Origin of the sequence: Janthinobacterium lyxosi (assembly GCF_051380665.1) — a bacterium.
Lineage (GTDB): Bacteria > Pseudomonadota > Gammaproteobacteria > Burkholderiales > Burkholderiaceae_D > Janthinobacterium.
Window position 1 is genome coordinate 1 of record NZ_JBNYXM010000036.1, and the last position, 24119, is coordinate 24119.

Below are 24119 nucleotides of genomic sequence, written 5' to 3' on the forward strand. Positions count from 1 at the left end.
TAATTTGCCAGGAAATGGAGAGTGTCATCGAGCATAGCCATACAGGTTAACAGCTGGTCCGGGCGTTTACAAGCCCCAAAATAAAAATGCCGTCCAGTCTTAACTGAACGGCATTACGCATCGGGCGCAGTTTTTTTATGTTGCATCAATCCTGCCGCATCAATCCTGCTCGTCGATGGGCGGCAGCAGGTCGTGCTCCTGGCCGTCGGCCAGCAGCAGCACGGTGCGGCCTTGCGCCGTTTCTTCCTCATCGCCATAGTCGTAACCGAGCGGTGCCGCCACTTCCTTCGAGGCGATGATGGTTTCCTCTTCGGTTTCGGCCGGGGGAGTCGCGGGCGCATCGGGATCGGCCGCCACTTCTGCTTCCGGCTGCGTCAGCAGCAGTGCCACTTCGGCCATGGCGCGGAACAGGGCCAGCGATAGCGAGGCGGCACCCGCCTGCATCGGGTAATTGCCGTGCACGCGCTGCGCGTGCAGCTGACGGTTCAGGCGGCAGCGCACCACGCGCAGACCTGCGCGCCGCACGGCGTCGGCAATCTCGGGCAGGGCCAGGCGCAAGTGGCGCAGCGCGGCTTCTTCATCGGCCGCCAGTTCCAGCAGCACGCCGTCGCCCGCCGGCTCCATCTGGATCACCACCCGGCCGATGCCGAGGATGATCAGTTCGACGCGCAGCGCCACCTTGCCGCGCCGCCTGGGCGGCGCATCCTCGTCCTCGTCGCTGGCCAGCACGCGCAGCAGCAGGCGTTGGCCGCCCCAGCCATACACGGCAAAGCGCCATGCTTCGCTGTCGACGCTCAAGGGGGGGCGGGTGCCTTCGCGCAGCAGGGCAGGTTGCTGCTCGGCCATGAACAGATTGCCCGGCACGCGCTGGCCGCGCGCCTGTTCCTGCAGGGCGGCGTATTGCTCGCCATACGTCTTGACCATCACGCGCCACGAGGCGGCCAGCTGCGCCGCGTCGGGCGGCTGCCAGACCAGCTGGCGCGTGAAGAACAGTTGATTGACTTGCATCGCGCTGCTGTCGCGCGGCATGGCGCCGCCCGTACCATCGGCATTCGGTTTGATAAGGGATGCCAGGCTGTCCTTGCCTTTTTGCGCCAGTTGCGCGGGCAGGGTGCCGGCGTCGGGCGCGGGCGCCATGTAGGGCCCGATGGGCACCAGCGGCTGCACCACGCCCGGTGTCATCGGCGTAGCAGGGCTGACGTCGAAGCGCTGGGTAATCAGGGGCAGGGGATTGCCTGCGGACACACGCTCTATCGCCATTGCTGCTCCTCCCGCATGGGATGAATAAAAAAAAGCCAACTGCTTGCGCAGTTGGCTCTGGTCGGCCTGACCTGAGCCAGGTCAGGACGCGCTTACTATTATTGCAGCAGGGACATGACCATCGAGGACATGCTGTTGCTTTGTTTCAGCATGGCGGTACCAGCTTGCAGCAGCATTTGCGAAGCGGTCATGTTCGAGCTTTCGGTCGCGAAGTCGGTGTCCATGATGCGGCCCGAAGCAGCTTGCGTGTTGGTGCTGACGTTGGCCAGATTGGTGGCAACGTGGTCCAGACGGTTACCAGCGGCGCCCAGTGCCGAACGGGTCGTGCCGACGGCATCGATGGCGGTTTGCAGTTTGTCGATGCTGGTCGAAGCAGAGCCGGCGGCCGTCAGTTCGCTGCCTTTCAGTGCCGACGCCGCGCCGAACGAGTTGTACTCGGCCGTAGCGCCACGCAGTGCGGTGTGCAGTGCGCTCAGTTCAGTCGTCAGGTCCAGGCCCATTTTTTCGCTGGTCGAGGCACCGATCTGGAAGCTGATGACGTCGCCGAACTTGCCGGCGGTGCCACCGGTCGACGAGGCCAGAGTTGCTTCGGCGTAAGCTTGCGTGGTGTTTTTCGTTTTCAGAGCGTCAGCGCGTGTTGCCAAGCCTGTTTCCAGGTTGGCTTTTGCTAATGCCAGGGCTGCGATGGTGCCGGCGGTTGGCGTCGCATTCGCGGTAACTGCCGTATCATACACTGCCTGCAGGCCGGTGGCGGCTGTCGTGATTGCAGTATCGGCATTGGTGTAGGCGGTGCTGGCCGTACCAAAGGCGCCGGTAGCGGCGGTTGCATCGGCTCCAGTAGCCTTGGCATTCAACAGCTTGGCGCCACCGAACGAGGTATTGCCGACGATGTTGGTCAGCTCTGCCGTCAGGGTGTCGAACTCGGCTTGCATGGCTTTTTTGTCGTCAGCGGTCGACGATGCATCAGCAGCTTGCGTGGCCAAGTCTTTCATGCGGACCAGGATGTTGACGGTTTCGCCCAGCGCGCCGTCGGCGGTCTGGATCATCGAGGTGGCGTTCTGGGTGTTGCGCATGGCCATGGCCATACCGCTGGTTTGTGCTTTCAGGCGGGTTGCAATTTGCAAGCCGGCAGCGTCATCCATTGCCGAATTGATGCGGTAGCCGGTGCTCAGGCGCGTCATCGAGGTCGACAGCGATTGTTGGGTTTTCGAGATTGACGATTGGGCGGACAGGGCCGCTGCATTGGTGTGAAGGCTCAGCATGAAAGATACTCCAGTTAGTTTGTTTGGTTCGGAGCAGCAGTTTTTGCGCTCTCCCTAGTACAAGACGACCGTTGCCGTGAATAAATTAAATGCATATGAGAATTTTTTTTAAATTATTTTTCAAGTCCGTGAACCTTGCTCGCATCCGCCATGGACAATCGAACTAATTGTTGCTGTGCAATCTCGTTTGCCGGATCGATGGCAAGCGCCTGCTGGTAGCTCTGCGCCGCTTCCGCCAGCAGGCCCAGTGCCTGTTGCGCGCTGGCCATGTTGCAGTATGCCTCGGAGAACGTGGTATCGAGCATGATTGCCTGCTGATAGCTGTCGATGGCCAGGGTATGTTGTCCTGCCGCCTGCCATGCATTGCCCAGATTGCCGTGTGCCTGAGCGTCATGCGGCGCCAGTTCCACCGCTGTTTGCAGTGTACCCAGCGCGTCTTTCCCTTGTACCTGCAGAGCCGTGCCGAGCACGCTCCAGGCAAAGCCCGAACGGGGGTAGCGCGTCACCACTGCACGTGACGCCGCTTCGAGTTCGACATACTGGCCAGCCTGGTATAGAGCAAAAATATGCTCTGCCTCCACCTCCGATGGCTGCTCATCCTCACTGGTCGCCTGTATCTGTGCGTGTAGCGATCGCAGCGCGTCGTTATCACCACCACGCGTCATCGCCGCCGTCAGTACATCGAGCGCATCTTTTGCCTTCCCGTTGCGATGAAGGGCTTGTGTGTAGGACACGCAAAACTCTACTTCGGCTGGCGCTGCGGCATGGGCGGCCGCCAGATACAACAGTGCTTCGGCTGGATAGCCCAGCTGGCCGGCCAGTAAACCCATATTATGGTTGGCGATGGCATGGGCTGGTTCTTTGTGCAGTATCGCCATATACAACGTTTCGGCTTCGACCAGGCGGTTGGCCTGATGGTGTTCGATGGCCAGCAGCAGAGCGGTATCCACTTTTACCTCATGTAGCGATTGCATGCTGGCCGCGCGCTTGCTGAGTGAACTTTGTGTCGGATCAGCGTCAAACGAGACAGCAGGCAAACCAGCGCACCAACGTTGCCAGATCTGTCGCAGTGCGTTATCAAGGCCGGCGGCGATCAGGGCTGGCTGACCTAGTGCTGACTTGCTCATGCGCATGCGCATGCCGCTGCGCAGTGCGGCCAGATGATCGAGCTGACTGGCAAGAGCGATGCCCTTCTGAATAAACTCGGTTTGGTTCTGTGCGATAAAATCGTGCAATTCAGCATGGCCAAGAATAGTGGCGCCAACGCGGCCAGGCAGTGTATCGCCGGTCATGGTCAGTGTAGGCACGCCCATCCATAAAGCGTGCGAGGTAGTGGTTCCGCCAGCGTAAGGAAAGGTATCAAGGCAGACATCAACGAGCCGATGCAGCGCCAGATAGTCATGCATTTTGGTTTGCAGATAAAAGCTTAGCCGGTCGCTGGCGATACCTTCCTTTATGAACGCCTGGCGCAGACTGTCACACACCTGATCGCTAGGCATGCCACCGAGGACCATTCTGGCTTCAGGTACCGCCTTGAGCAAGTTGGCCCAGTGTTCGATAACGGCCGGGCTGATTTTGTTTGGGCGGTTAAAGCTGCCAAAAGTGATATGACCGTTGTGCAGGCATGGCGCGATGCTGACTGCGGGGGCATTCTGTGCCGGCATAAATGGCGCGCTGGCCGGCAAACGCAGCAATTTTTCCGTGAATTGCGCGTCGAACATGCCCGGGGGGGAGTAATAACGGTCCGTCAGGTAGTAATCCATTGCCTGCAAGCCTGAAGTCATGGGGTAGCCCATCCATGTCAGTTGTAACGGGGCAGGCTTGCGTGCAAAAACTGGTAGCCGGTTAAATGCGGTGTGACCAGAAAGATCGATCAGGATATCGATGCCATCGTCTTCAATCTGTTGTGCCATTACAGTATCGGATAAATGCTGTACATCATGCCAGTGTGGCATGGTTTCACGCAATTGAGCGGTCACCACATCGTTAATGTTATTGTTGCAGTAGATCACCAGTTCAAGCGTATTGGCGTGTCGCAAATGCTCCAATATTGGCTCGAGGAAATTCATCACTGCGTGGCTGTTCAAATCGGCCGAGACAAATCCGATGCGCAATTGCCGGTCTGGATCACGCTGGTTGCCATGTTGTGCCCAACTGCTACGCCAAGGTGCTTCGAACTGCTGCGCAAATGCCTGATGGGCGCGAAATTGGCCCTCTGCATCAATACCCGCCTTGTGGCTTTGGACGAACAACTTACTGCTGTGGATTTCTGCGAGGTTGGGATTGATTTTCAGTATTTGTTCGCAAGTAACGAGTGCTTCCTCCAGTAGTCCCAATTTGTTTTGCATAGCGGCCAGATTGATATATGCCGGCAGCAAGGCGGGATTGAGTTTGATTGTATCCTTGAAAATGGCCATGGCAGCGTCGTACCAGCCTAAATGCATCAGACAACTACCTGCGTTCAAATGCGCCAGATCGAATTCCGGTTTGGCAAGTAATGCATGATGATAGCTTTGCATTGCCTCTTGGAAGCGGTTTTGTGTCTGTAGCAGGGAGCCAATATTGTTGTAGGCCACTGCATTACCTGGTGAAAGGCGCAACATCTGGCGATGGGCAGCGAGCGCCAGATCAAGCTGGCCTGTTTCCTGATACGCCAGTCCCAGGTAATTGTAGATGGCGTGATTGTCGCTGTCATCAATCAAGGCCTTCTGCCACAGGTCAATTGCCTCGGTGTGGCGGTTTGTCTTGGCCAGTAATTCACCATAGGCGCATATGGTGTCGCTTGTGGGCGCAAGCTCAATGGCTCGGAGGAAGGCAGCTTCCGCCTCCTTATACTGCTCCAATATTGCCAAGTTGGTCGCCAGTTCATCATGCAAGGATGCTACGTCAGGACGATTCGCCAACGCCTTGCGGCAGCGCGCTATGGCGGCGCTGGCCGCCGCTTTCTGTTGCTCAGTTGCGGAAGGCGTGTGAACAGCCAGTTGGACGAAGGATTTTGACATAAATAGACGCGGGAATTGATTAGCGGCAATTGTAACGGCTGACGCCACAGGGTGGAAATCTTTCGTGGCATGGCAGATGCTTCATTGCTCGTTTGGTAATGGGCATGCTAGAGGTCAACACGAAGCTAGTGGCCGCAGCGCACCACTTCAGCTCTGATTGCTTCGTGCTGCTTGATCTCTGGTTGCCGTATCTTGGAAGAGAATCGCACTGTCGCCGGAGAGGTTGCTGGCATGGAAAATAGTAGGAGGCTGTATTGGTAACGATTGTAACCGGTAACGATTACTCAGAAAGCTATCATGCTTGAAGCACACGATGGATTGTCAGGCTTCTGGTTTTTGATAATCAGGTTGAACTGACGGGCGCCGCAGGTTGAATCCATTTGCGATGTATCCAGCCGTGCAAGCCTGTGCTTTAGCTTATCTGTAAAAAAAGTGCTGTACCCATTACGAAAGCCGAACTGATGCGTGAGTGATTTTTGGTCAAGAATTCATCACCTACCCGCTGCGGACCATCGCCATATGGCCAGACGTAATCGTCGATGATGATCCAGCCGCCCGGCAGCACATGACCGCTCCAGGCTTCGACATCGGCGCGCGCCGCTTCATAACTATGGTTGCCATCGATGTGTAGCACTGCAATGTTTCCACAATATTCGGTCGTGCCGAAGCTTTCCGTACTCACCGCGCGCTGCGCGTCATAATGCAGCGCCGCCTCGGTCGATGGCAGGCGCATGTAATTGATATCGCCATTGCTGTAAGGTAGCAAATTCATTTCAAACACGCGCAGCGTTTCATCGATGTCAAAATACTGGACCGAGTCGTCAACCAGGCCGCCGGCATCGTTTTGCACCATGTATTCTCTTTTCCATGGATCGATGCACAAGGTCTTGCCGATTCCGTACAAGCGCGCCAGTCGGGACAGCACAAAAGCGGACTTGCCATACGCGCTGCCGATTTCGACAATGTCGCCAGGCACGCTGTAGCGGCCTATTTCACACAGGGCGCCGATCTTTTCATCGTCGCACATGCCTGGAATGATATTGGCATGGCGGAACAGGGCGCTCAGTTGCACTTCCGGCATGGCTGGTTTTGCGCTCACGCAGGAGGCCAGCGACAGCGTTTGAGTCAACAATTGATGGCCCAGTTTGCTGGCCGTGCGGTAGCCCGTCAGCTCTTCCTGGGCCGGCGAAGCATTAATGAGCCCAATGCCAGGCGCGATCAGGGGCAGGGACTTGTTCAGATAGGCCCAGGCAACGGGATTCGGTGTGTAGATGCCGCCGATATCGCGCTGCTTGATCAGTTCGCCCAAGGCTTGGTCAAAGCCGACTTCCGTAATATAGGGCAGTACCTCCCATTGGGAATATCGGGTTTTGCTCACATCGTAAGCCAGCGACGAAGAGCCGATCACGGCCTGCCCGTTGCGCTGACATTGTTCAAGATACTCCAGCGAGCGCACCATGCCTGCTGGAAAGATAAGGACGGGTTTTCCTGCGGGGGAGAACTGGCTCATGGAAGTTTTTCGTACTAAAGGATGAGGGGGAGGGACATGACTGGGCGGCATGCCGTCAGGCTGTCCGTATCAATTGCACAATCTGTTCGAGCTGCGCTGTACTCAGGCCAGGATACATGGGCAGGCAGATGACCTGACTGGCCATGCGCGATGCGTTTGGCAGATTGGCGCTGGCTGCCGAAGGCATGCCGCGGTACATCGGGAAATCACTGATGAGCGGATAGAAATAGCGTCGCGCGTAGATATGATTTTCACGTAAAGTCATGAAGAGCTGATCTCGACTGAGTGGAAATTCCGGTTTGACCAGGATCGGGAAATAGGCATGATTAGGCGTGACGTCGGGAGCGGGGCATATACAGTCTATGCCGCGCACATGCGCCAGCTCGGCCCGGTAACGAGTGTCGATTTCCATGCGCCGCGCCAAGGCCATATCGATAGTTTTGAGCTGCAGCAGGCCAAAGGCGGCATTGATTTCGCTCATCTTGCCATTGATGCCTGGGGCCACGACAGTCACTTCATCGACAAAACCGAAGTTTTTCAAATGGTCGATGCGCTGCTTGCTCTTTGCGTCGGGCGAAATGATCGCGCCTCCCTCAAAGGTGTTGAACACTTTGGTGGCGTGGAAGCTTAGTACGGACAGGTCGCCGTGATTGAGGATGCTGCTACCCGAATGTTTGACGCCAAAGGCATGGGCAGCATCGTAAATGACTTTCAAGCCATAATTGTCAGCAATTTTCTGGATGCGTTTGACGTCGCAGGGATGGCCGTAGCAATGCACAGGCATGATCGCTGTCGTTTGCGGAGTAATGGCGGCTTCGATCTTGGCGGGATCGAGGTTGAAAGTCTGCGGATCAATGTCAACAAAGACTGGCTTGATGCCATTCCATAGCAGCGAGTGGGCCGTAGCCACAAACGAGTACGGCGTGGTGATGACTTCGCCAGATATGCGCAAGGACTGCAGTGCGGTCATCAATGCCAAGGTGCCATTGGCGAACAGCGAAATGTACGGTATCCCTAAATAGCTGGCCAGCGCCTGTTCCAGTTGCTGGTGAAATTGACCGCCGTTGGTAAGTATCTTGCTATCCCATATCTGCTGCAGATATGGCAGGAATTCCTCAAGCGGCGGCAAGGTCGGCTGGGTGACGTAAATGGGCATGGCATCGGGTTTCATGCCTGCGCCGTTTCATGGGCGCATTGCCACGTCTGTGCGATTGCCCCGCCGTGTAATGGGTTGTGGTTGGCAATGGCACTCTGCAGTTCCGTGTCGATGTTCACTGCTTCAGGACTGATCGTGCTCATGGTATAGAGGGAAAATGTGCCAAAGAGAATTGTAACTGCTCCACAAGGAAATAGAAAATTTCCTTGTGGAATTTTTTTGCGACGTTCATTCCGCAACAACGATATCATGGCGGCTTGCCACTAGCAGGCAAAACGCGAGAATTTAGCATTGCGAATGCATACCGCAAGCGCACCTAAGCTGATAAGCTGACGTTGGCCTTCTTCGTGAATAGCAGTCCTATGAAGGCCTTCATGAATTTTAACTTACGTTTGACAAATATGTCCCAAAAGTCTGTTGTTAAAGTTGTGCTGACTGGTCACACAAGTGGCATTGGTCAGGCGCTAGCGTCCGAGTTGCTCGGACGAGGCATGCATGTTCTTGGCATTGCGCGGCGGACGAACGTCGATTTGGGGCGTCGCTTTACAACGCACCTCAGCCAGGTTGCGGTCGATCTGGCCGACAGCCGGGCCGTGCTGGAGTGGCTTGCGCTCGATCCCTTGCGCCCCTTTGTGCTCGACGCCACGACCCTTATATTAGTTAATAACGCCGGCATGGTGACGCCTCTCGGTGGTCTGGCCATGCAAGATCCTGAGGATATTTCGCGTGCTGTGCAATTGAATGTCGCAACCCCCATGATGATCTCGGCGGCATTCGCCCTAGCTGCAGCCTGTGCAGACCGTCGCATCATGCATATTTCAAGTGGTGCGGGTTCGGTGGCGATCGATGGGTGGAGCGTGTATGGTGGATCCAAAGCTGCTCTCGACCATCATGCGCGGACATTGTCGATGGACACCGCAGCATCAATCCGTATCGCAAGCGTTGCTCCGGGGGTCGTCGATACAGACATGCAAAACCAATTGCGTTCAACTGCTGCAGAGCGATTCCCATCCTTGCCGTATTTCACTTCGCTGAAACAGGGCGGCCATCTTGCTTCGCCGAATGCTGTCGCCAGCAAGCTTGTTGACCTTATGCTGAGTGAAGAATTCGGGCAATCGCCCGTGACACGCTTGCCCTGAACACAGCTCGTATTAGCCTGCCGTTTGTCAGGCAGGCAGCGTTGCTGCTGGTCCCATAAGAGGCGCAGGCATTAGCTTTCCAGGCGTTTCAGCGTTTTTGATCCTGTCTTCAGGCCACCATAATAATAATCATTGAATCCAGCAGCTTCCATTAACCTGAATACGGGTTGCATGTCATATTCCACGCGGTGCAAGGTAAATTGTCCCTCATCATATGAGGCGAATGCGGCGCGGGGGTCACCATCTCTCGGTTGGCCCACGGAGCCTGGATTGCAGTATGTTTTGCCGTCGAAAATATCTTGCCGCTGCACGTGCGTGTGCCCGGAGACGAAGGTGCTGCCTTCGACTTGGGCAAAATACTCGGCACTGGGTTTAAGGTATTCATCGACAGGGTCGCCCCAGCCGCCATGCACCATGCGTACGTCACCTGCCTGTAACTGTACTGGCAAGCAGCGCAACCACTGCAGGTTTTCTGCGCTTATGACGGTGCGTTGATAGGCGAGGCAGTCATTCACACTTTTTGAACGCGGACAGAAGCCGCCTCCGGCCATGTACCAGTCGTGGTTGCCCATCACGGTGGGAATTTCGCGCGCGCGCAGTACATCACAACACTCATTAATCTGCGTGTAGTAGCCTACGACATCGCCGGCACAATAGATTTCACTGATACCCAAGCGGTCTATTTCTGATAAAACCGCCTTTAGTGCCTCAAAATTACCATGGATATCAGAGATGAACGCCATCTTCATAACAAATATGCTCCTCTATATAGCGGACTGCGCGTCCGCGCCGGATGCTAGGTTGCGTGGGTGTATTGCCGTCCAGGAAAAAATCGACAGCCATGGCGCTTTCGTTGTAGCCGAATGCCGTTCGTATGGATGTAGATGATGATATGCGCGGGTTGATTTCTAATAATTTGATCCCGTCAGAGCAAATCCTGAACTGGAAGTTTGTCGGGCCAAGTGGAGAAAAATGCTGACACAGGCCGGTGAGAGCTTCCTCGAATTGATCGCTGGCGACCACTTCCGCCCGATCGGTAAAGCCGTCCTTGGACAGTTTGCGACGCAAGGTCATCTTGGCGGAAACTCCGCCATTTCCGTCGCAAAAAGCCGATGTGGTGTACTCCTCGTCATCCGTGCCAATAATAGGTTGTGCCATCAGCACTGATCCGATGTCATGCCGATGTTGCTCGAAGGTCGCTTCGTCATTGACCCGCACGATGCCCTTGGAGCCAAAGCCATGCCGCGGTTTCAGCAAGAAGGGCAAGCCGAATTGCTTTTTCAAGGTGTCGAACGAATTTTCCATGCTGCTGGCAATCGTCCATGGCAGGCCTGCAGTACCTAAATTTTCATAAAAGGCCCATTTGTCCTGGCATAACCGGACGAGATCAGGCCTGTTCAGCGCAGCCCTTGCCCCATTGCGTTCAATTTCAGGGATATGGTTTATCCAGTGATAAAGGTCTATCTCTATGCCAGGAATGACCAGGTCAATCTCGTGTTTATCAATAAGACTGCTCAGCCAATCGATATAGTGTGGTGCAGTCGTGAGCGGTGCCGGTTCAAATATGTCGCAAAAATTCGCTGCCACCGAATCAATGTGAATCGAACTGCCGATCAGAAGCAATGGCTGCTGGCTTGTACGCAAAGACCGTAAAATCCCATAGCCGACGATGCCGCTGGCACCAGAAACCAGTATTTTTTTCATTGTAGTCGCTTTCTGTGCTGCGCTTCCATTGTTATGCCAACAGCCAGTGCATGATTCGCTGTATCAGGAAGTGGATATTTTTGCGAGTATGCCGCAGGACAGTTCCGGATAGTCGATACCTACCTCGCAGAGTGCCTGAACTATGCTGTCGGGTAAGTTCAAAGAAATCATCTGGCTGGAAGTAAAGGGCTTCAGATAAATTCCCTCCAGCTTATCGACACGGCAGCCTGCTTGCTCGACATCACGCGTCAGACTGCGTGCGCTGTAATATCGTTTGTGGCCAAGCAGAAAATCGTTTTCACTCAACGCTTCCATGTCTGGAAGCATGCCGGCGAGATGTCCCAACCTTCGGTTGAGTGCTTCCGCGTTTGGTACCGCCACGAACATTTTTCCGTCTGGAGCCAGGAATTGCTTGTAACGGCTGATGATTTCCAGCGGATCATCAACATGCTCGAGAATGAATCCCATGACAATCAAATCAAACTTTTCATCAGTGGAAAATGTTTCAAAATATGTTTCGATGATTTCGGCGCGACAGTCGGGAAAATTCTCTCTGAAGTTTTGGATGACTGCCGCCGATCCCTCCAGAACCTGATGACGAGAAAATGATGTGGAAAATATGCTGCTCGTATAACCGTGCCCCAGCCCCAGTTCAAGCAAGGAGGTCGCACCATTGCTATGGGCCAAAATGCGTTGTGGATACCACGTCAGTAATATTTTGTTATCGAAGTAATAGATGTTGCTATCTTGATAGGCCGCAACGTGTTCATCGAGTTTTCTTTGCATGATATTTTTCAGAGTTGAGGGAGGGGGGGGCAGTCGTTGTCGCATTCCTTACCTGCCACTTTTTTAAAAGCGGTAGATTGATTTTCAGCGCTGGTGCATCACCCTCCCGGTCAGCAGGAAAGCCTGACTCGGACCTCATTGCGCAACATGGCACTTGTCTTTTTCGGCATTTACCTTTGGTGTGCTGGGCAAGCATGGCGAATTTATATCTTCGGCTGAGCGGTAATTCGGTTGTTCCCGGCGTTGACTAAGCGGGAATTGTAACTGCTGTTGCCGTGAAATAGAAATTTCATGCAGCTATTTTCAGGCCAGTAATGAGCTTATAGCAAGTCGTTTTCCTTGAGTAGCCCTGCAATTGCTGCAGTTGAGTTGTGCATCAGCACGTCAACGATAGACAGGCCGGGGACGTGCGCATGCTTGCCCTGATGATAATTGCTTGGACGGGTCTGCAGGAACTGCAGCAGGATGTCCTTTTGTGCGAAATGTTCCCGTTGGTAAAGGGGTATGCCGCCGATCGGATTGATATAGTTGCTGGCATCTTCACGAACGCAAATGTCGATGATGCGGCTCTCGCCGGACAAGGCATGGTTGCCGTAGATGCGGGAGGTGGGTTGTAGTTCCGTTTGCAGTGACAGATAGCGCATGACCTGCTGCAGACTGTTGAGTAAGAAGCGGTCGAGATGCAGCGATGGGAAATGCAGTATTTCATCGAGCATGCTCATCACATGGCGATGATATGGTGCCCGGACATACGCCTGGCTTAGCGAGCGCAGCAATTTTTCGCGCCAGCTGATCTCGCCAAGCAGTGAGATGTCGCAGATGTGGCGGTTCTGGCTGGCACCGAGCAATGGAACCGTAAACAGGTGTGGCTGACCATGTATCAGTATGCGATTGCGATTGATCCAGCCACCCCGAATATAGTTGACGTCGTCGAGCACGACAAATTTATCCACCGCTGCTATCAGCTGGAAATAGCCGAGATAGGGCAGGAAATATGGCTGCATGATGGCAAGGGATTTCATGCTTCTCTGTAAAGTACGCAATATGGGATCATGATTTCAAACAAGCTTGAAAAGGGAAGTACATGCTTTGCAGTGCCAGAGCTGCTTGTAGGGAAGCTCAATTGTCAGCCACTTGGTCAACTTCCATTTGTTCATTGACTCCGAATGATATCGCCGGCAAATCCACGCACCAGCGTTTCCACATGGTGCGCAAGGCAACTTCAAGGCCTCTGGATATCATTGCTGGCTGACCGTTGGCCGAGTTTTTCATTCGCTCACGCATTCCCGCACGTAAATCCGAGAAGAGGGTGGGTTGACTGGCGAATAATTGGCCTTTCTCGAGGAATTCGACTTCGCCAAATGCAATAAATTCATGAAGTCCTGCGTGAGAAAGGATGGTGGAAGTCGCGTATCCAGGCAAGGTTGCTCCGACCATTGTCAAAGTAGGCACGCCCATCCACATGGCGTTCAAGCCTGTGGTGCCACTGGTGTAAGGGTAGGTGTCGAGGCAGATGTCGACCTGGCTGTGCAGCGCTAGATAATCGGGGATGGAGACATGGCCGTGAAAGGTCAGACGCGCGGAAGCTATGCCTTCACTGGCAAACCAGGAACGTAGCATGTTACAGGTCTGTTTGTCTGGCATCGCTGCGAGCAGCATTCGTGCATCGGGCACCATGCGCAATAATTTTGACCAGCGGGCGATGGTTGCCCGATTCAGCTTGCCAGCACGGTTGAAGCTGCCATAGGTGATGTAGCCGTTTTCAAGTGCTGGGGAGGTGCTGATCGGAGGTGACTCCGGGGGGGGGAGAAAAGGCGCTGCAGCTGGCAGGCGCACCAACTTCTCGGTGAATTGATCATCGAGCTTGCCGGGCGGTGAATAATAGCGATCAGTCAAATAGTAATCCATCGCCTGCAAACCGGTCGTACCTGGATAGCCGATCCAGCTGACCTGCAGCGGTGCGGGTTTGCGTGCGAACGCTGGCAGGCGATTGAAGCCGGTATGGCCCGACAGGTCGATCAGGATGTCGATCGCGTCGCTGGTGATGAGCTGGGCCAGCTCCGCGTGGGTCAGCTTTTCGACCTGGCGCCAGATGCTGGCCAGGCCGTGCAAATGCCGGCTGACATGGTCATCGTGGAAGCTATTGGCGTAAATCACAAGCTCCAGGCGCGGCGACAACGCCAGGTGTTCCAGAATAGGGGTGATGAAATGCGCGACCGCATGGTTGTACAGATCGGCAGACACGAAGCCGATACGCAGGCGCCGCTCTGGGTCGCGCGTGTTGCCATGTTGCGGCCAGGAGGCGCGCAACGGCGCCTCGAAATGTTCGGCATACTTCAGGTGTTCGGCAAACAGGGTGGCCGCGTCGATGTCCTGGCTATGCGTCAGGAAGAACAGCAGGTTGCTGTGCAATTCATCCCAGTCCGGATTGATCTTCAGTGCCTTGCGGCAATGCATGATGGCTTGGTCGATGCGGCCCAGGCGGGTCAATGCGGCACTGATATTGACATACGCCCTGCGGTGATGCGGATCGAGTTTGGCCACGGTTTCAAAACTGTTGACGGCTTCGTTCAGGCGGCCCATCTCCATCAGGCAAGTGCCCAGGTTGACATGCGCGGCGGTCGATTTTGGTCCCAGCTTCACGGCGCGCCGGCAGCTTTCCAGCGCGGCTTCCCGCTGTCCCATATCGTTCAGGGCGGCGGCGATATTGCTGTGGCTCACAGGATTGTTCGGTGCCAGCAGGGCCACTTGCCGGAAGGACGCCAGGGCCGCCTCCAGTTGGCCGTCTTCCTGCAGGGCCATGCCGAGGTTGTTGAGGGCGTCGATATTATTGGGTTCCAACAGTAGCGCCGCCTGGTAGATGGCGATGGCTGGCTCCTTGCGCCGGGTTTCACGCAACAGGTCGGCGTAATGCAGCATGGGTGCGGCGAGCGAGGCGTCGAGCGCGATCGATTGCCGGTACGCGCTCTCGGCCTCGGCCGTTGCGCCGAGCGCATGCAAGCTGCGCCCCAGGCCATGGTAGTGTGCCGCGTTTGCCGTCGGCAGCGCCGTGGCGCTGCGATAGCTGGCCGCCGCCTGCGCATTGCGATCCAGTCGGAACAGCACATTGCCCATGCCGCCATGCGCCATGGCGTTTTCAGGATCCATTTCCAGCGCTGCCGCATAACTTTGCAGTGCCGCATCCGGACGGTTCAGGGCGACGTGCACGTCACCCAGCTTGCGATGAATGTCGGCTGCGCCCGGTTCCAGTGTCAGCGCCTGGCGATAGCTCGACTGCGCCGACTGAAATTGTTGCTGCTCCACCAAGACATCACCCTTGCCACGATGCGCCATGGCCAGCGCGGGATCGATGTCCAGCGCGCCGCCATAGCATTCCCCGGCTTCCTTCAGGTGCCCTTGCGCTTGCAGCACGTCGCCCAGGCGGCTGAGCGCTTCGGCAAAGGCTGGCGCCAGTTCCAGGGCGCGCATGAAATACGGCATGGCCAGGTCGGGATGGCCGCCATCCATATGGGCATTGCCCAGGTGCAGATGGGCTTCGGCGTCGTCGGGTGCCAGTTCCAGCGTCTTTTGCAGGGCCGGCAAGGCGTCCTTGCCCTGCAGCCGCAAGGCCATGCCCAGCACGCTCCAGGCCAGCGCCGACATGGGGTAGGCGTCCACCATGGCGCGTGTCGCCTCCTCCATCTGGAGCTGCTCACCGCTTTCATACAGGCGAACGATGTGATCGATTTCCTGTTGACTCGGCTGTTGAACGTCGCTCGGCGGCGATGTTGCGGGATCGGTAGCGTGCATGAGAGGAGGGGAGAGTGTATGCCACCTTCGATTGTAACGGTTGGCAGTGCTTTATAGAAACATCTTCTTCAAAAAGTTCAGTTTGAAAAAAATGGCATGGACATCTTGCGACGTCCACGCCATTCTACATACCAGCGTGCCAGGAATCAGCAGTTTACATATTCGGATAATTCGGTCCGCCGCCGCCTTCCGGCGTCACCCACACGATGTTCTGCGTCGGGTCCTTGATGTCGCAGGTCTTGCAGTGCACGCAGTTCTGCGCATTGATCTGCAGGCGTTCGGCGCCGTCGTCGTTCTTCACGAACTCGTACACGCCGGCGGGACAGTAACGCGCTTCCGGACCCGCATACATGGCCAGGTTGACGTCGACGGGAACGCTGGCGTTCTTCAACGTCAGGTGGATGGGCTGGTCTTCCGCGTGGTTCGTGTTCGAGATGAAGACGGACGACATCTTGTCGAAGGTCAGCTTGCCATCGGGTTTCGGATACACGATCTTTTTCGACTGGGCCGCCGGTTTCAGGCATTCGTGGTCGCCATGCGTGTGGTGCAGGGTCCATGGCGCCTTGCCGCGGAAGAGGATCTGGTCGATGCCCGTCATCAGGCTGCCCAGGTACAGGCCCTTTGACAGCCAAGGCTTGACGTTGCGCGCCACGTGCAGCTCTTCATGCAGCCAGGATTGTTCAAACGCGACAGGGTAGCTGGACAGTTCGTCGTGCTGGCGCTGTTCGCCCAGTGCGCCGAAGGCCGCGTCCGCCGCCAGCATGCCGCTCTTGATGGCGGCGTGGCTACCCTTGATGCGGCTCATGTTCAAAAAGCCCGCATCGCAGCCGATCAGCGCGCCGCCGGCAAACACCAGTTTCGGCAACGATTGCAGGCCGCCGGCCGTGATCGCGCGCGCGCCGTACGAGATGCGCTTGCCGCCTTCGAAGAACTTGCGGATTTCCGGATGCGTTTTATAGCGCTGGAATTCCTCGTATGGCGACAGGTAGGGGTTTTCGTAGTTCAGTCCCACCACATAGCCGACCATGACCTGGTTGTTTTCCAGGTGGTACAGGAAGGAGCCGCCATAGGTCTTCGCGTCCAGCGGCCAGCCGGTCGAGTGAATCACCAGGCCCGGCTGGTGCAGGGCAGGGTCGATTTCCCACAATTCCTTGATGCCGATGCCGTACGATTGCGGATCCTTGCCGGCGTTGAGGTCGTATTTGGCCATCAATTGCTTGCCCAGGTGGCCGCGCGCGCCTTCGGCGAACAGGGTGTACTTGGCGTGCAACTCCATGCCCAGCTGGAAGTCGGGACCCGCTTCGCCATCGCGCTTGACACCCATATTGCCGGTCGCCACGCCTTTCACGGAGCCGTCGTCGTTGTAGAGGATTTCCGCGGCAGGGAAGCCGGGGAAGATTTCCACGCCCAGGTTTTCCGCCTGCTGGCCCATCCAGCGCACCACATTGCCCAGCGAGACGATGTAGTTGCCATGGTTTTCAAAGCAGGCCGGCACGGCGAAGTTCGGTGTCTTGTACGCTTTGGTTTCCGTCAGGAACAGGATGCGGTCTTCCGTCACTGCCGTGTTCAGGGGCGCGCCCAGTTCTTTCCAGTTCGGTATCAGTTCGCTCAACGCTTTCGGGTCCATGATGGCGCCGGACAGGATATGCGCGCCCAGTTCGCCGCCTTTTTCCAGCACGCAGACGGACACTTCCTGGCTCTTTTCAGCGGCCAGCTGCTTCAGGCGGATGGCCGCCGCCAAGCCTGCGGGGCCGCCGCCGACGATCACCACGTCATACTCCATGGTGTCGCGCGGTCCGTACTGTTTAACTAAGTTATTAGGCTGTGTCATGGTCTCGATTGTTAGTCACTAAATGGGTGGGTGAGGAATCTTCGGATAAATTTAAGCACGAGTGTGCTTGTTTTTGGCGAGGATTGCAACTTTGGCGCTATTTTGCGTGACATTGCCCCTCGCCGCAATCTAAATCCGGCCATTTTGTGTAATGATGGCGTTTACCTTTGCTCAAGTGTGACGCAGGGTATTTTGCCCCTGTGCCCTTGGCACGGTGTAAAGTGTTATCTAAAACAAAACAGGAGTAGCTCGTGGGCATAGAAGTCAATTTCGAGGGCAAGATTGCCCTGATTACCGGCGCATCGAGCGGCCTCGGCGCGCGCTTTGCGAAAGTGCTGGCCCAGGCGGGCGCACAGGTCGTGCTGGCGTCGCGCCGCACCGAACGCCTGAAGGAATTGCGCGCCGAAATCGAAGCCGATGGCGGCGCCGCGCACGTGGTGTCGCTCGATGTGACCGACTTCGCCAGCATCAAGTCGGCCATCGCGCATGCGGAAACGGAAGCGGGCCCCATCGATATTCTCGTCAATAATTCCGGTGTCTCCACCACGCAACGCCTGGTCGACGTTACGCCCGAAGATTACTCGTTCGTGATGGACACCAACCTGCGCGGATCATTCTTCGTGGCCCAGCAGACGGCCAAGCGCATGATCGCGCGCGCCAAGGGCGACCCGAAGAAACAGCACCGCATCATCAATATCGCCTCGATGGCGGGCTTGCAGGTGCTGCCGCAGATCGGCGTGTACTGCATGAGCAAGGCGGGCATGGTGCACATGACGCGCGCCATGGCCGTAGAGTGGGGCAAGTATGGCATCAACACGAACGCCATCTGCCCCGGCTATATTTCCACCGAGATCAACGAAGATTATTTCGCCACCGAGCAGGGCAAGAAGCTGATCGAAATGCTGCCGAACAAGCGCCCGGGCAAGCCGGAAGACCTCGATGGCTTGCTGCTGCTGCTGGCGGGCGAGGATTCGCACTTCATCAACGGCGCGATTATTTCGGCCGATGGCGGCATGAGCACGTTTTAATACGCCAGCTTGCGCTGCAGCCCTAGCGCTGCAGCTGCAGTCCTACCAGCTTGTGCACCAGCTCGGACGACGTCGATGCGGCGAATTTTCGCATCAGCTTGGCGCGGTGCATTTCCACTGTGCGGGGGCTGAGGTCAATCTGGCGGGCAATGACCTTGCTGGTCTTGCCTTCCACTAGCAGCGCGGCTATCTCGCGCTCGCGCGGGGTCAACTGGGCCGTCACGGGGCGTTTCTCGCTGACATCCTCGAACGTCCAGATGCCGGCCCCCAGTGGCTGGCCCGGCAGCATGGCGTGGCCCGTTACATGGCACCAGAACAATTCGCCATTGCTGCGGCGCATGATGCGCTCGTCCGAATAGCGGCCTTTGGCATTCATGATGGGGATGATGCGGTCACCCGTGCGCAGGAATTCGTCGTGCGTGGGGTAGAGTACTTCGAACGACTGATCGTCCATCTGGGCGCGCGCATAGCCGAACATGGCTGCCAGCGCTTCGTTGCAGCTGCGCATGATACGGTTTTCCGACATGCACATGCCCACGGGCGCGTGCAGGAAGATGCTTTCATAGTCGATGGCTGACGCGGCGTTCATCTGATACGTATCACTCTCACAGGGGGATTGCTGGCACGGCGCCGGTAGTTCTACGGTATTGTACTTTCCACTCGCGTATTTTATGCTGAGTCGCTGCCTGAGTCATGGACTCAAGATCAAAGCTTAACAAAAGATAGAGGGACACCCATGAATAAAGTTTATCCTGACGCCGCCTCGGCGCTGGCCGGTATCGTCCAAGATGGCCAGACCATCGCCGTTGGCGGCTTTGGCCTGTGCGGCATTCCCGAAGCACTGATCAAAGCCTTGCGCGATTCGGGCGTGACGGGTCTGACGGCCATTTCCAACAACGCCGGCGTGGACGGCTTCGGCCTGGGCCAGCTGCTGACCACGCGCCAGATCAAGAAAATGATCGCTTCCTATGTGGGCGAAAACAAGGAATTCGCGCGCCAGTACCTGGCCGGCGAGCTGGAACTGGAATTCACGCCGCAAGGCACCCTGGCCGAGAAGCTGCGCGCCGGCGGCGCCGGTATTCCCGCCTTCTTCACCAAGACGGGCGTGGGCACCATCGTTGCCGACGGTAAGGAACTGCGCGAATTCGACGGCGAACAATACGTGATGGAGCGCAGCCTGGTGGCCGACGTATCGTTGGTGAAAGCCTACATGGCCGACCGCGCGGGCAATTTGGTTTACCGCAAGACGGCGCGCAATTTCAACCCGAACGTGGCCATGGCCGGCAAGATCACCATCGTCGAGGTGGAAAAACTGGTCGAAGTGGGCGAGATCGATCCGGACCAGGTGCATACGCCGAGCATCTTCGTGCACCGCATCGTGGTCAACGCGAACCCGGAAAAACGCATCGAGCAGCGCACCGTGCGCGCCGACTAAATAAAAGATTGGGAGATGATTATGGCTTGGACACGTGATGAAATGGCCGCGCGCGCGGCAAAGGAATTGCAGGATGGCTTTTATGTGAACCTGGGCATCGGCTTGCCGACCCTGGTGGCCAACTATGTGCCGGACAATATCGAAGTGTTCCTGCAGTCGGAAAACGGGCTATTGGGCATCGGCCCGTTCCCTGTCGATGCGGAAGTCGACGCCGACCTGATCAACGCTGGCAAGCAGACGGTGACGGCCTTGCCCGGTGCCGCCTACTTCAGCTCGGCTGACTCGTTTGGCATGATCCGCGGCGGCAAGATCAACCTGGCTATCCTGGGCGCCATGCAAGTGTCGGAAAAGGGCGACCTGGCGAACTGGATGATTCCAGGCAAGATGGTCAAGGGCATGGGCGGCGCGATGGATCTCGTCGCTGGCGTCAAACGCGTCGTCGTACTGATGGAGCACGTGGCCACGGCCAAGGACGGCACGACGTCGCATAAATTGCTGAAACAGTGCGACCTGCCGCTGACGGGCGTGGGCGTGGTGGACGTCATCATCAGCGACCTGGGCGTCATCGACGTGACGGAAAACGGCTTGAAGCTGGTGGAACTGGCGCCGGGCGTGACCAAGGAACAGGTGCAGGCAGCCACGGGTGCTGAGCTGGATGTTTCCGCCGTATAAACGGATTGTGGTCTGGAATAGAAGGGCGGACAGCGATGTCCGCCCTTTTTTCATGCGCCGGCCTTGCCGCGCAATGCATCCAGGCTGTAGGCGCCGGCGCCCGCAGCGGCGAAGTACAGGAAGGTGAAGCAGTACATGACGGCCATTTCGCCGCCGTTCAGGATCGGCAGGAAACCGCTTGGTGCATGCGCCATGAAGTAGGCGGCCGCCATCTGGCCCGACAGGATGAAGGCGACGGGGCGCGTGAACAGGCCGAGCAGCAGCAGGGTGCCGCCCACCAGCTCGATGACACCAGCCGCGCCCATCACGGACAACAGTTGCAGGCCATCGAACATGGCCACGTGCGGCGCGCCGAACAGTTTTGCGGTGCCATGTTGCAGGAAGAGAAAACCGAGGATGATGCGAAGCAGGCCCAGCAGGCGTGGGCTCCAGGTGGCGTAGAAGGCGGGCGAGAGGGACATGAGGTACTCCATTCAAAGTGTGGATGGTTCGGTGTCAGGCTTGCATTAACGCAATGTCATTATGCGCGAGCCTGGCGGCGAACAGGTGACAGCACTGTAATGCTTTTTGATTCATTGATCATCATGATAAATATTGATGCATGATTTACTGTGTGTTGATGATGCGATAAAACTCGCGCGCAATGCAAAAAGCCCCGCAGATTGCTCTGCGGGGCTTTTCAATGGAGAGTGCGGCTTACTTGACGATACTCACTGCCGGGGCAACATACGCGTCGTCCGTCGGGTGGGTGGGATGGGCCAGCTCGCTGTGCAGCTTGTCCATGTCCAGTTCTTTTTCCCATTTCGACACGACGATGGTGGCCACGCCGTTGCCGACGAAGTTGGTCAGCGCGCGGCATTCGCTCATGAAGCGGTCGATGCCCAGGATCAGCGCCATGCCGGCCACGGGAATCGTCGGCACCACGGCCAGGGTCGCGGCCAGAGTGATGAAGCCGGCGCCCGTGATGCCGGACGCGCCTTTCGAGGTCAGCATCGCCACGCCCAGGATGGTCAGTTCCTGCCAGATGGTCAGTTCCGTGTTGGTCGCTTGCGCTACGAACAGAGCGGCCATGGTCATGTAGATATTGGTGCCATCCAGGTTGAACGAGTAGCCGGTAGGCACGACCAGGCCGACCACCGGTTTCGAGCAGCCCAGGCGTTCAAGTTTCTTCATCAGGGCCGGCAGGGCCGATTCCGACGAGCTGGTGCCCAGCACGATCAGCAGTTCTTCCTTGATGTACAGCAAGAAGCGGCCGATGGAGAAGCCCGTGTACTTGGCGATCAGGCCCAGCACGACGAAGACGAACAGGAAGCAGGTCAGGTAGAACGAGCCCATCAGTTTGGCCAGCGGGATCAGCGAAGCCAGGCCGTATTTACCGATGGTAAAGGCCATCGCGCCGAACGCGCCGATGGGAGCGACTTTCATGATGATGTTGACCATGCCAAAGATGGCATGCGACAGGTCGTCGATCAGCTTGGTGACCGGACGGCCGCGCTCGCCCAGCAGGGACAACGAAAAGCCGAACAGGATGGCGATCAGCAGCACTTGCAGGATGTCGCCCTTGGCGAAGGCGTCAACGAAGGTCTTCGGGATAATGTTCATCAGGAAGTCGACGGTGGTCAAGCCTTCGGCGTGCGTGTATTGCGCGATCGACTTGGCGTCGAGGTGGGCCGGATCGGCGTTGAAGCCGGCGCCCGGTTTCAGGATATTGGCAACCAGCAAGCCGATGGCCAGCGCGAAGGTGGAGACCACTTCGAAGTACAGCAGCGCCTTGCCGCCTACTCTGCCGATTTTCTTGACGTCCTGCATGCCGGCAATGCCGGAGACCACGGTACAGAAGATCACCGGGGCGATGATCATCTTGATCAGTTTGATGAAGCCGTCGCCCAGCGGTTTCATGTCGACGGCGTTTGAGGGGTAGAACACCCCCAGCAGCACGCCTGCCACGATGGCGAACAGCACCTGTACATACAGGATTTTATAGAATGGTTTTTTCACGAGTGGTCTCCTCTTGCGGGTTGATGCTGCGATCATCCGCGCATTGCCAGGCCGGCTCAATTGTGGATAACCGCAGATATGCATTTTCGCTATATCGGGTATTGCGCCATGACTGGCGTGCTGCGGCGCAGCATTTCAGGCGTGCGCTTGGAGCATTGCCCGCGCTGCGCTACACTGCCGTAGCGTCGCGCGCGGGACACCCCATGACAGGCAGGAAGCGGTGCTCTTTTTATATCAAATAAGGAATGGCATGATCGAAACGAGCATCAAATCCGTCCAGTGCATCTCCCCCGCAGGCTTGCATACCATGTCGTACAAGGAATGGGGCGCGCCCGACAATCCGAACGTGCTCGTCTGCGCCCATGGCGTGACGCGCGTGGCGGACGACTTCGACAACCTGGCGCGCGCCATGGCCAGCGATTACCGCGTCATCTGCCCCGACGTGGTGGGGCGCGGGCGCTCGGGCTGGCTGGCCAATCCGCAGTTCTACCGCGTGCCGCAATATGTGAGCGACATGGTGACCCTGCTGGCGCGCGTGCTGGCCCATGGCGAGCGCCAGACGGTGGACTGGTTCGGCACGTCGATGGGCGGCTTGATCGGCCTGGGCCTGGCATCGTTGCCGAACAGCCCGATCAGCAAGCTGGTCTTGAACGATATCGGCCCGACCCTGGCGCCGGAAGCCTTGCAGCGCATCGGCGACTACATCGGCCAGGACTTGCGTTTCGAGACGTTCGAGCAGGGCGCCAAGTTTGTGCGCGATGTGTCCGCCAGCTTCGGCCCGCATACGGACGCGGAATGGCATAAACTGGCAGTCGATGTGTTGCGCCAGGATAAGGATGGCCATTGGCGCCGCCATTATGATATGGGACTGGCCATGCCGTTCCGCTCGGCTACGCCGGAATCGGCGGCCAGCGACGAAGCCATGCTGTGGGCCGCATATGATGCCGTGCGCTGCCCCACCTTGCTGGTGCGCGGTTCGGAGTCCGACCTGCTGTCGCACGCGACGGCGCAAAGTATGCTGAGCCGCGGCCCGAAGGCGCAGCTGGTGGAAATTGCCGGCGTGGGCCATGCGCCCACTTTTGTCCATGACGACCAGATCGTCATCGCGCGCAAGTTTTTGCTGGGCAAGTAAGTAGTGGTAAGTACTAACGCTGTACAGATTTTGAAACAACCGAAAGAAGAAGCATGGAAATTACACGACTGCACGTAGGCAAACGCCTCTCCGAAGTAGCGATACACAACAACACCATCTACCTGGCTGGCCAGATTGCCGAAGACACCACGCAAGACATCGTCGGCCAGACGCGCGAAGTGCTCGCTCACGTTGACCGCCTGCTGATGGAAGCGGGCAGCGACAAGACCTGCATCCTGTCGTGCCAGATCTATATCGCCGACATGAAAGACTTCCCTGGCATGAATGAAGTGTGGGATGACTGGGTCGCGTCCGGCCACACGCCGCCGCGCGCCACCGTGGAGGCGAAGCTGGCCAATCCGGCATGCCTGGTTGAAATCGTCATCATCGCTGCAGAGCGCTAGGTTATTCAGTT

Annotated in this window: 21 protein-coding genes and 1 pseudogene; 6 read left to right on the forward strand and 16 right to left on the reverse strand. The window is 57.1% G+C overall.

Going from position 1 to position 24119, the window contains the following annotated elements:
- Nucleotides 1-159 precede the first annotated feature (159 nt).
- The 7 genes and pseudogenes from ACQ4WP_RS25090 to ACQ4WP_RS25120 all read right to left on the reverse strand — a co-directional run bounded on the left by ACQ4WP_RS25090 (nt 160) and on the right by ACQ4WP_RS25120 (nt 8441).
- Nucleotides 160-1260, reverse strand: a complete 1101-nt coding sequence (locus ACQ4WP_RS25090) for a hypothetical protein (RefSeq protein WP_436525388.1) — start codon at nt 1258-1260, stop codon at nt 160-162.
- A 98-nt stretch (nt 1261-1358) separates the two neighbouring features.
- Nucleotides 1359-1760 carry a flagellin gene (locus ACQ4WP_RS25095; RefSeq protein WP_436525466.1) on the reverse strand — a complete coding sequence of 134 codons (402 nt, stop codon included), beginning with the start codon at nt 1758-1760 and terminating at the stop codon, nt 1359-1361.
- Between the two features lie 330 nt (nt 1761-2090).
- Nucleotides 2091-2522, reverse strand: a pseudogene (locus ACQ4WP_RS25100) (flagellin N-terminal helical domain-containing protein); the annotation flags it as partial.
- A gap of 113 nt (nt 2523-2635) precedes the next feature.
- Nucleotides 2636-5524, reverse strand: a complete 2889-nt coding sequence (locus ACQ4WP_RS25105; protein ID WP_436525390.1) for an O-linked N-acetylglucosamine transferase, SPINDLY family protein — start codon at nt 5522-5524, stop codon at nt 2636-2638.
- 412 nt (nt 5525-5936) lie between these two features.
- Nucleotides 5937-7034: a class I SAM-dependent methyltransferase gene (locus ACQ4WP_RS25110; RefSeq protein ID WP_436525392.1), complete on the reverse strand. Its 1098-nt coding sequence runs from the start codon at nt 7032-7034 to the stop codon at nt 5937-5939.
- Between the two features lie 55 nt (nt 7035-7089).
- Nucleotides 7090-8205 (reverse strand): DegT/DnrJ/EryC1/StrS family aminotransferase, encoded by a 1116-nt coding sequence (locus tag ACQ4WP_RS25115; protein ID WP_436525394.1) that lies wholly within the window; start codon nt 8203-8205, stop codon nt 7090-7092.
- Complete coding sequence (locus ACQ4WP_RS25120; RefSeq protein ID WP_436525396.1) at nt 8202-8441, reverse strand: hypothetical protein; 240 nt, start codon at nt 8439-8441, stop codon at nt 8202-8204. Before ACQ4WP_RS25120 ends, ACQ4WP_RS25115 begins: the two co-directional genes overlap by 4 nt.
- 123 nt (nt 8442-8564) lie before the next feature.
- On the opposite strand from ACQ4WP_RS25120, the gene ACQ4WP_RS25125 reads away from it, so the two are divergent.
- Complete coding sequence (locus ACQ4WP_RS25125; RefSeq protein ID WP_436525398.1) at nt 8565-9329, forward strand: SDR family NAD(P)-dependent oxidoreductase; 765 nt, start codon at nt 8565-8567, stop codon at nt 9327-9329.
- 71 nt (nt 9330-9400) lie between these two features.
- Here ACQ4WP_RS25125 and ACQ4WP_RS25130 read toward each other — a convergent pair whose 3' ends face one another.
- The 6 genes from ACQ4WP_RS25130 to ACQ4WP_RS25155 all read right to left on the reverse strand — a co-directional run bounded on the left by ACQ4WP_RS25130 (nt 9401) and on the right by ACQ4WP_RS25155 (nt 17439).
- Nucleotides 9401-10078 (reverse strand): metallophosphoesterase family protein, encoded by a 678-nt coding sequence (locus tag ACQ4WP_RS25130; RefSeq protein ID WP_436525400.1) that lies wholly within the window; start codon nt 10076-10078, stop codon nt 9401-9403.
- Entirely contained in the window at nt 10056-11033 is a 978-nt protein-coding gene (locus ACQ4WP_RS25135; protein WP_436525402.1) for an ATP-grasp domain-containing protein, read from the reverse strand. Before ACQ4WP_RS25135 ends, ACQ4WP_RS25130 begins: the two co-directional genes overlap by 23 nt.
- A gap of 63 nt (nt 11034-11096) precedes the next feature.
- Nucleotides 11097-11819: a class I SAM-dependent methyltransferase gene (locus tag ACQ4WP_RS25140; protein WP_436525404.1), complete on the reverse strand. Its 723-nt coding sequence runs from the start codon at nt 11817-11819 to the stop codon at nt 11097-11099.
- Between the two features lie 320 nt (nt 11820-12139).
- The gene (locus tag ACQ4WP_RS25145; RefSeq protein ID WP_436525406.1) at nt 12140-12841 is read right to left on the reverse strand and encodes a WbqC family protein; all 702 of its coding nucleotides are present in this window, start codon (nt 12839-12841) and stop codon (nt 12140-12142) included.
- Between the two features lie 97 nt (nt 12842-12938).
- On the reverse strand, nt 12939-15500 hold the full coding sequence (locus ACQ4WP_RS25150) for a tetratricopeptide repeat protein (protein WP_436525408.1): 2562 nt from the start codon (nt 15498-15500) through the stop codon (nt 12939-12941).
- Between the two features lie 262 nt (nt 15501-15762).
- Nucleotides 15763-17439: an electron transfer flavoprotein-ubiquinone oxidoreductase gene (locus ACQ4WP_RS25155; RefSeq protein ID WP_436525410.1), complete on the reverse strand. Its 1677-nt coding sequence runs from the start codon at nt 17437-17439 to the stop codon at nt 15763-15765.
- 251 nt (nt 17440-17690) lie between these two features.
- On the opposite strand from ACQ4WP_RS25155, the gene ACQ4WP_RS25160 reads away from it, so the two are divergent.
- Nucleotides 17691-18467, forward strand: coding sequence for an SDR family oxidoreductase (locus ACQ4WP_RS25160; RefSeq protein WP_034752351.1), 777 nt, complete (start codon nt 17691-17693; stop codon nt 18465-18467).
- A 22-nt stretch (nt 18468-18489) separates the two neighbouring features.
- On the opposite strand, the gene ACQ4WP_RS25165 is transcribed toward ACQ4WP_RS25160, so the two are convergent.
- Nucleotides 18490-19056, reverse strand: a complete 567-nt coding sequence (locus ACQ4WP_RS25165; protein WP_436525412.1) for a LuxR C-terminal-related transcriptional regulator — start codon at nt 19054-19056, stop codon at nt 18490-18492.
- Nucleotides 19057-19203: 147 nt separating this feature from the next.
- Between ACQ4WP_RS25165 and ACQ4WP_RS25170 the strand changes: the two genes are divergently transcribed.
- Together ACQ4WP_RS25170 and ACQ4WP_RS25175 are read left to right on the forward strand one after the other, a co-directional pair.
- On the forward strand, nt 19204-19902 hold the full coding sequence (locus tag ACQ4WP_RS25170; RefSeq protein WP_436525414.1) for a CoA transferase subunit A: 699 nt from the start codon (nt 19204-19206) through the stop codon (nt 19900-19902).
- A 21-nt stretch (nt 19903-19923) separates the two neighbouring features.
- Nucleotides 19924-20574, forward strand: coding sequence for a CoA transferase subunit B (locus ACQ4WP_RS25175; protein ID WP_436525416.1), 651 nt, complete (start codon nt 19924-19926; stop codon nt 20572-20574).
- 50 nt (nt 20575-20624) lie between these two features.
- Here the strand turns inward: ACQ4WP_RS25175 and ACQ4WP_RS25180 are convergent, their stop codons facing one another.
- Complete coding sequence (locus tag ACQ4WP_RS25180) at nt 20625-21035, reverse strand: DoxX family protein (RefSeq protein WP_436525418.1); 411 nt, start codon at nt 21033-21035, stop codon at nt 20625-20627.
- A 235-nt stretch (nt 21036-21270) separates the two neighbouring features.
- A complete protein-coding gene (locus tag ACQ4WP_RS25185; RefSeq protein ID WP_436525420.1) occupies nt 21271-22608 on the reverse strand; it encodes a dicarboxylate/amino acid:cation symporter in 1338 nt (445 codons plus the stop codon).
- Between the two features lie 214 nt (nt 22609-22822).
- Between ACQ4WP_RS25185 and ACQ4WP_RS25190 the strand changes: the two genes are divergently transcribed.
- Nucleotides 22823-23704 carry an alpha/beta fold hydrolase gene (locus ACQ4WP_RS25190; protein ID WP_436525422.1) on the forward strand — a complete coding sequence of 294 codons (882 nt, stop codon included), beginning with the start codon at nt 22823-22825 and terminating at the stop codon, nt 23702-23704.
- Between the two features lie 53 nt (nt 23705-23757).
- A complete protein-coding gene (locus ACQ4WP_RS25195; RefSeq protein WP_426072924.1) occupies nt 23758-24108 on the forward strand; it encodes a RidA family protein in 351 nt (116 codons plus the stop codon).
- Nucleotides 24109-24119: the final 11 nt, after the last annotated feature.

What these genes read in the sequence shown, in the direction of transcription:
- ACQ4WP_RS25090 (WP_436525388.1), bottom strand. Translation starts at nt 1,260, where the DNA reads ATGGCGATAGAGCGTGTGTCCGCAGGCAATCCCCTGCCCCTGATTACC.
- ACQ4WP_RS25095 (WP_436525466.1), bottom strand. Translation starts at nt 1,760, where the DNA reads ATGGGCCTGGACCTGACGACTGAACTGAGCGCACTGCACACCGCACTG.
- ACQ4WP_RS25105 (WP_436525390.1), bottom strand. Translation starts at nt 5,524, where the DNA reads ATGTCAAAATCCTTCGTCCAACTGGCTGTTCACACGCCTTCCGCAACT.
- ACQ4WP_RS25110 (WP_436525392.1), bottom strand. Translation starts at nt 7,034, where the DNA reads ATGAGCCAGTTCTCCCCCGCAGGAAAACCCGTCCTTATCTTTCCAGCA.
- ACQ4WP_RS25115 (WP_436525394.1), bottom strand. Translation starts at nt 8,205, where the DNA reads ATGAAACCCGATGCCATGCCCATTTACGTCACCCAGCCGACCTTGCCG.
- ACQ4WP_RS25120 (WP_436525396.1), bottom strand. Translation starts at nt 8,441, where the DNA reads ATGATATCGTTGTTGCGGAATGAACGTCGCAAAAAAATTCCACAAGGA.
- ACQ4WP_RS25125 (WP_436525398.1), top strand. Translation starts at nt 8,565, where the DNA reads ATGAATTTTAACTTACGTTTGACAAATATGTCCCAAAAGTCTGTTGTT.
- ACQ4WP_RS25130 (WP_436525400.1), bottom strand. Translation starts at nt 10,078, where the DNA reads ATGAAGATGGCGTTCATCTCTGATATCCATGGTAATTTTGAGGCACTA.
- ACQ4WP_RS25135 (WP_436525402.1), bottom strand. Translation starts at nt 11,033, where the DNA reads ATGAAAAAAATACTGGTTTCTGGTGCCAGCGGCATCGTCGGCTATGGG.
- ACQ4WP_RS25140 (WP_436525404.1), bottom strand. Translation starts at nt 11,819, where the DNA reads ATGCAAAGAAAACTCGATGAACACGTTGCGGCCTATCAAGATAGCAAC.
- ACQ4WP_RS25145 (WP_436525406.1), bottom strand. Translation starts at nt 12,841, where the DNA reads ATGAAATCCCTTGCCATCATGCAGCCATATTTCCTGCCCTATCTCGGC.
- ACQ4WP_RS25150 (WP_436525408.1), bottom strand. Translation starts at nt 15,500, where the DNA reads ATGGAGGAGGCGACACGCGCCATGGTGGACGCCTACCCCATGTCGGCG.
- ACQ4WP_RS25155 (WP_436525410.1), bottom strand. Translation starts at nt 17,439, where the DNA reads ATGACACAGCCTAATAACTTAGTTAAACAGTACGGACCGCGCGACACC.
- ACQ4WP_RS25165 (WP_436525412.1), bottom strand. Translation starts at nt 19,056, where the DNA reads ATGAACGCCGCGTCAGCCATCGACTATGAAAGCATCTTCCTGCACGCG.
- ACQ4WP_RS25170 (WP_436525414.1), top strand. Translation starts at nt 19,204, where the DNA reads ATGAATAAAGTTTATCCTGACGCCGCCTCGGCGCTGGCCGGTATCGTC.
- ACQ4WP_RS25175 (WP_436525416.1), top strand. Translation starts at nt 19,924, where the DNA reads ATGGCTTGGACACGTGATGAAATGGCCGCGCGCGCGGCAAAGGAATTG.
- ACQ4WP_RS25180 (WP_436525418.1), bottom strand. Translation starts at nt 21,035, where the DNA reads ATGTCCCTCTCGCCCGCCTTCTACGCCACCTGGAGCCCACGCCTGCTG.
- ACQ4WP_RS25185 (WP_436525420.1), bottom strand. Translation starts at nt 22,608, where the DNA reads ATGATCGCAGCATCAACCCGCAAGAGGAGACCACTCGTGAAAAAACCA.
- ACQ4WP_RS25190 (WP_436525422.1), top strand. Translation starts at nt 22,823, where the DNA reads ATGATCGAAACGAGCATCAAATCCGTCCAGTGCATCTCCCCCGCAGGC.
- ACQ4WP_RS25195 (WP_426072924.1), top strand. Translation starts at nt 23,758, where the DNA reads ATGGAAATTACACGACTGCACGTAGGCAAACGCCTCTCCGAAGTAGCG.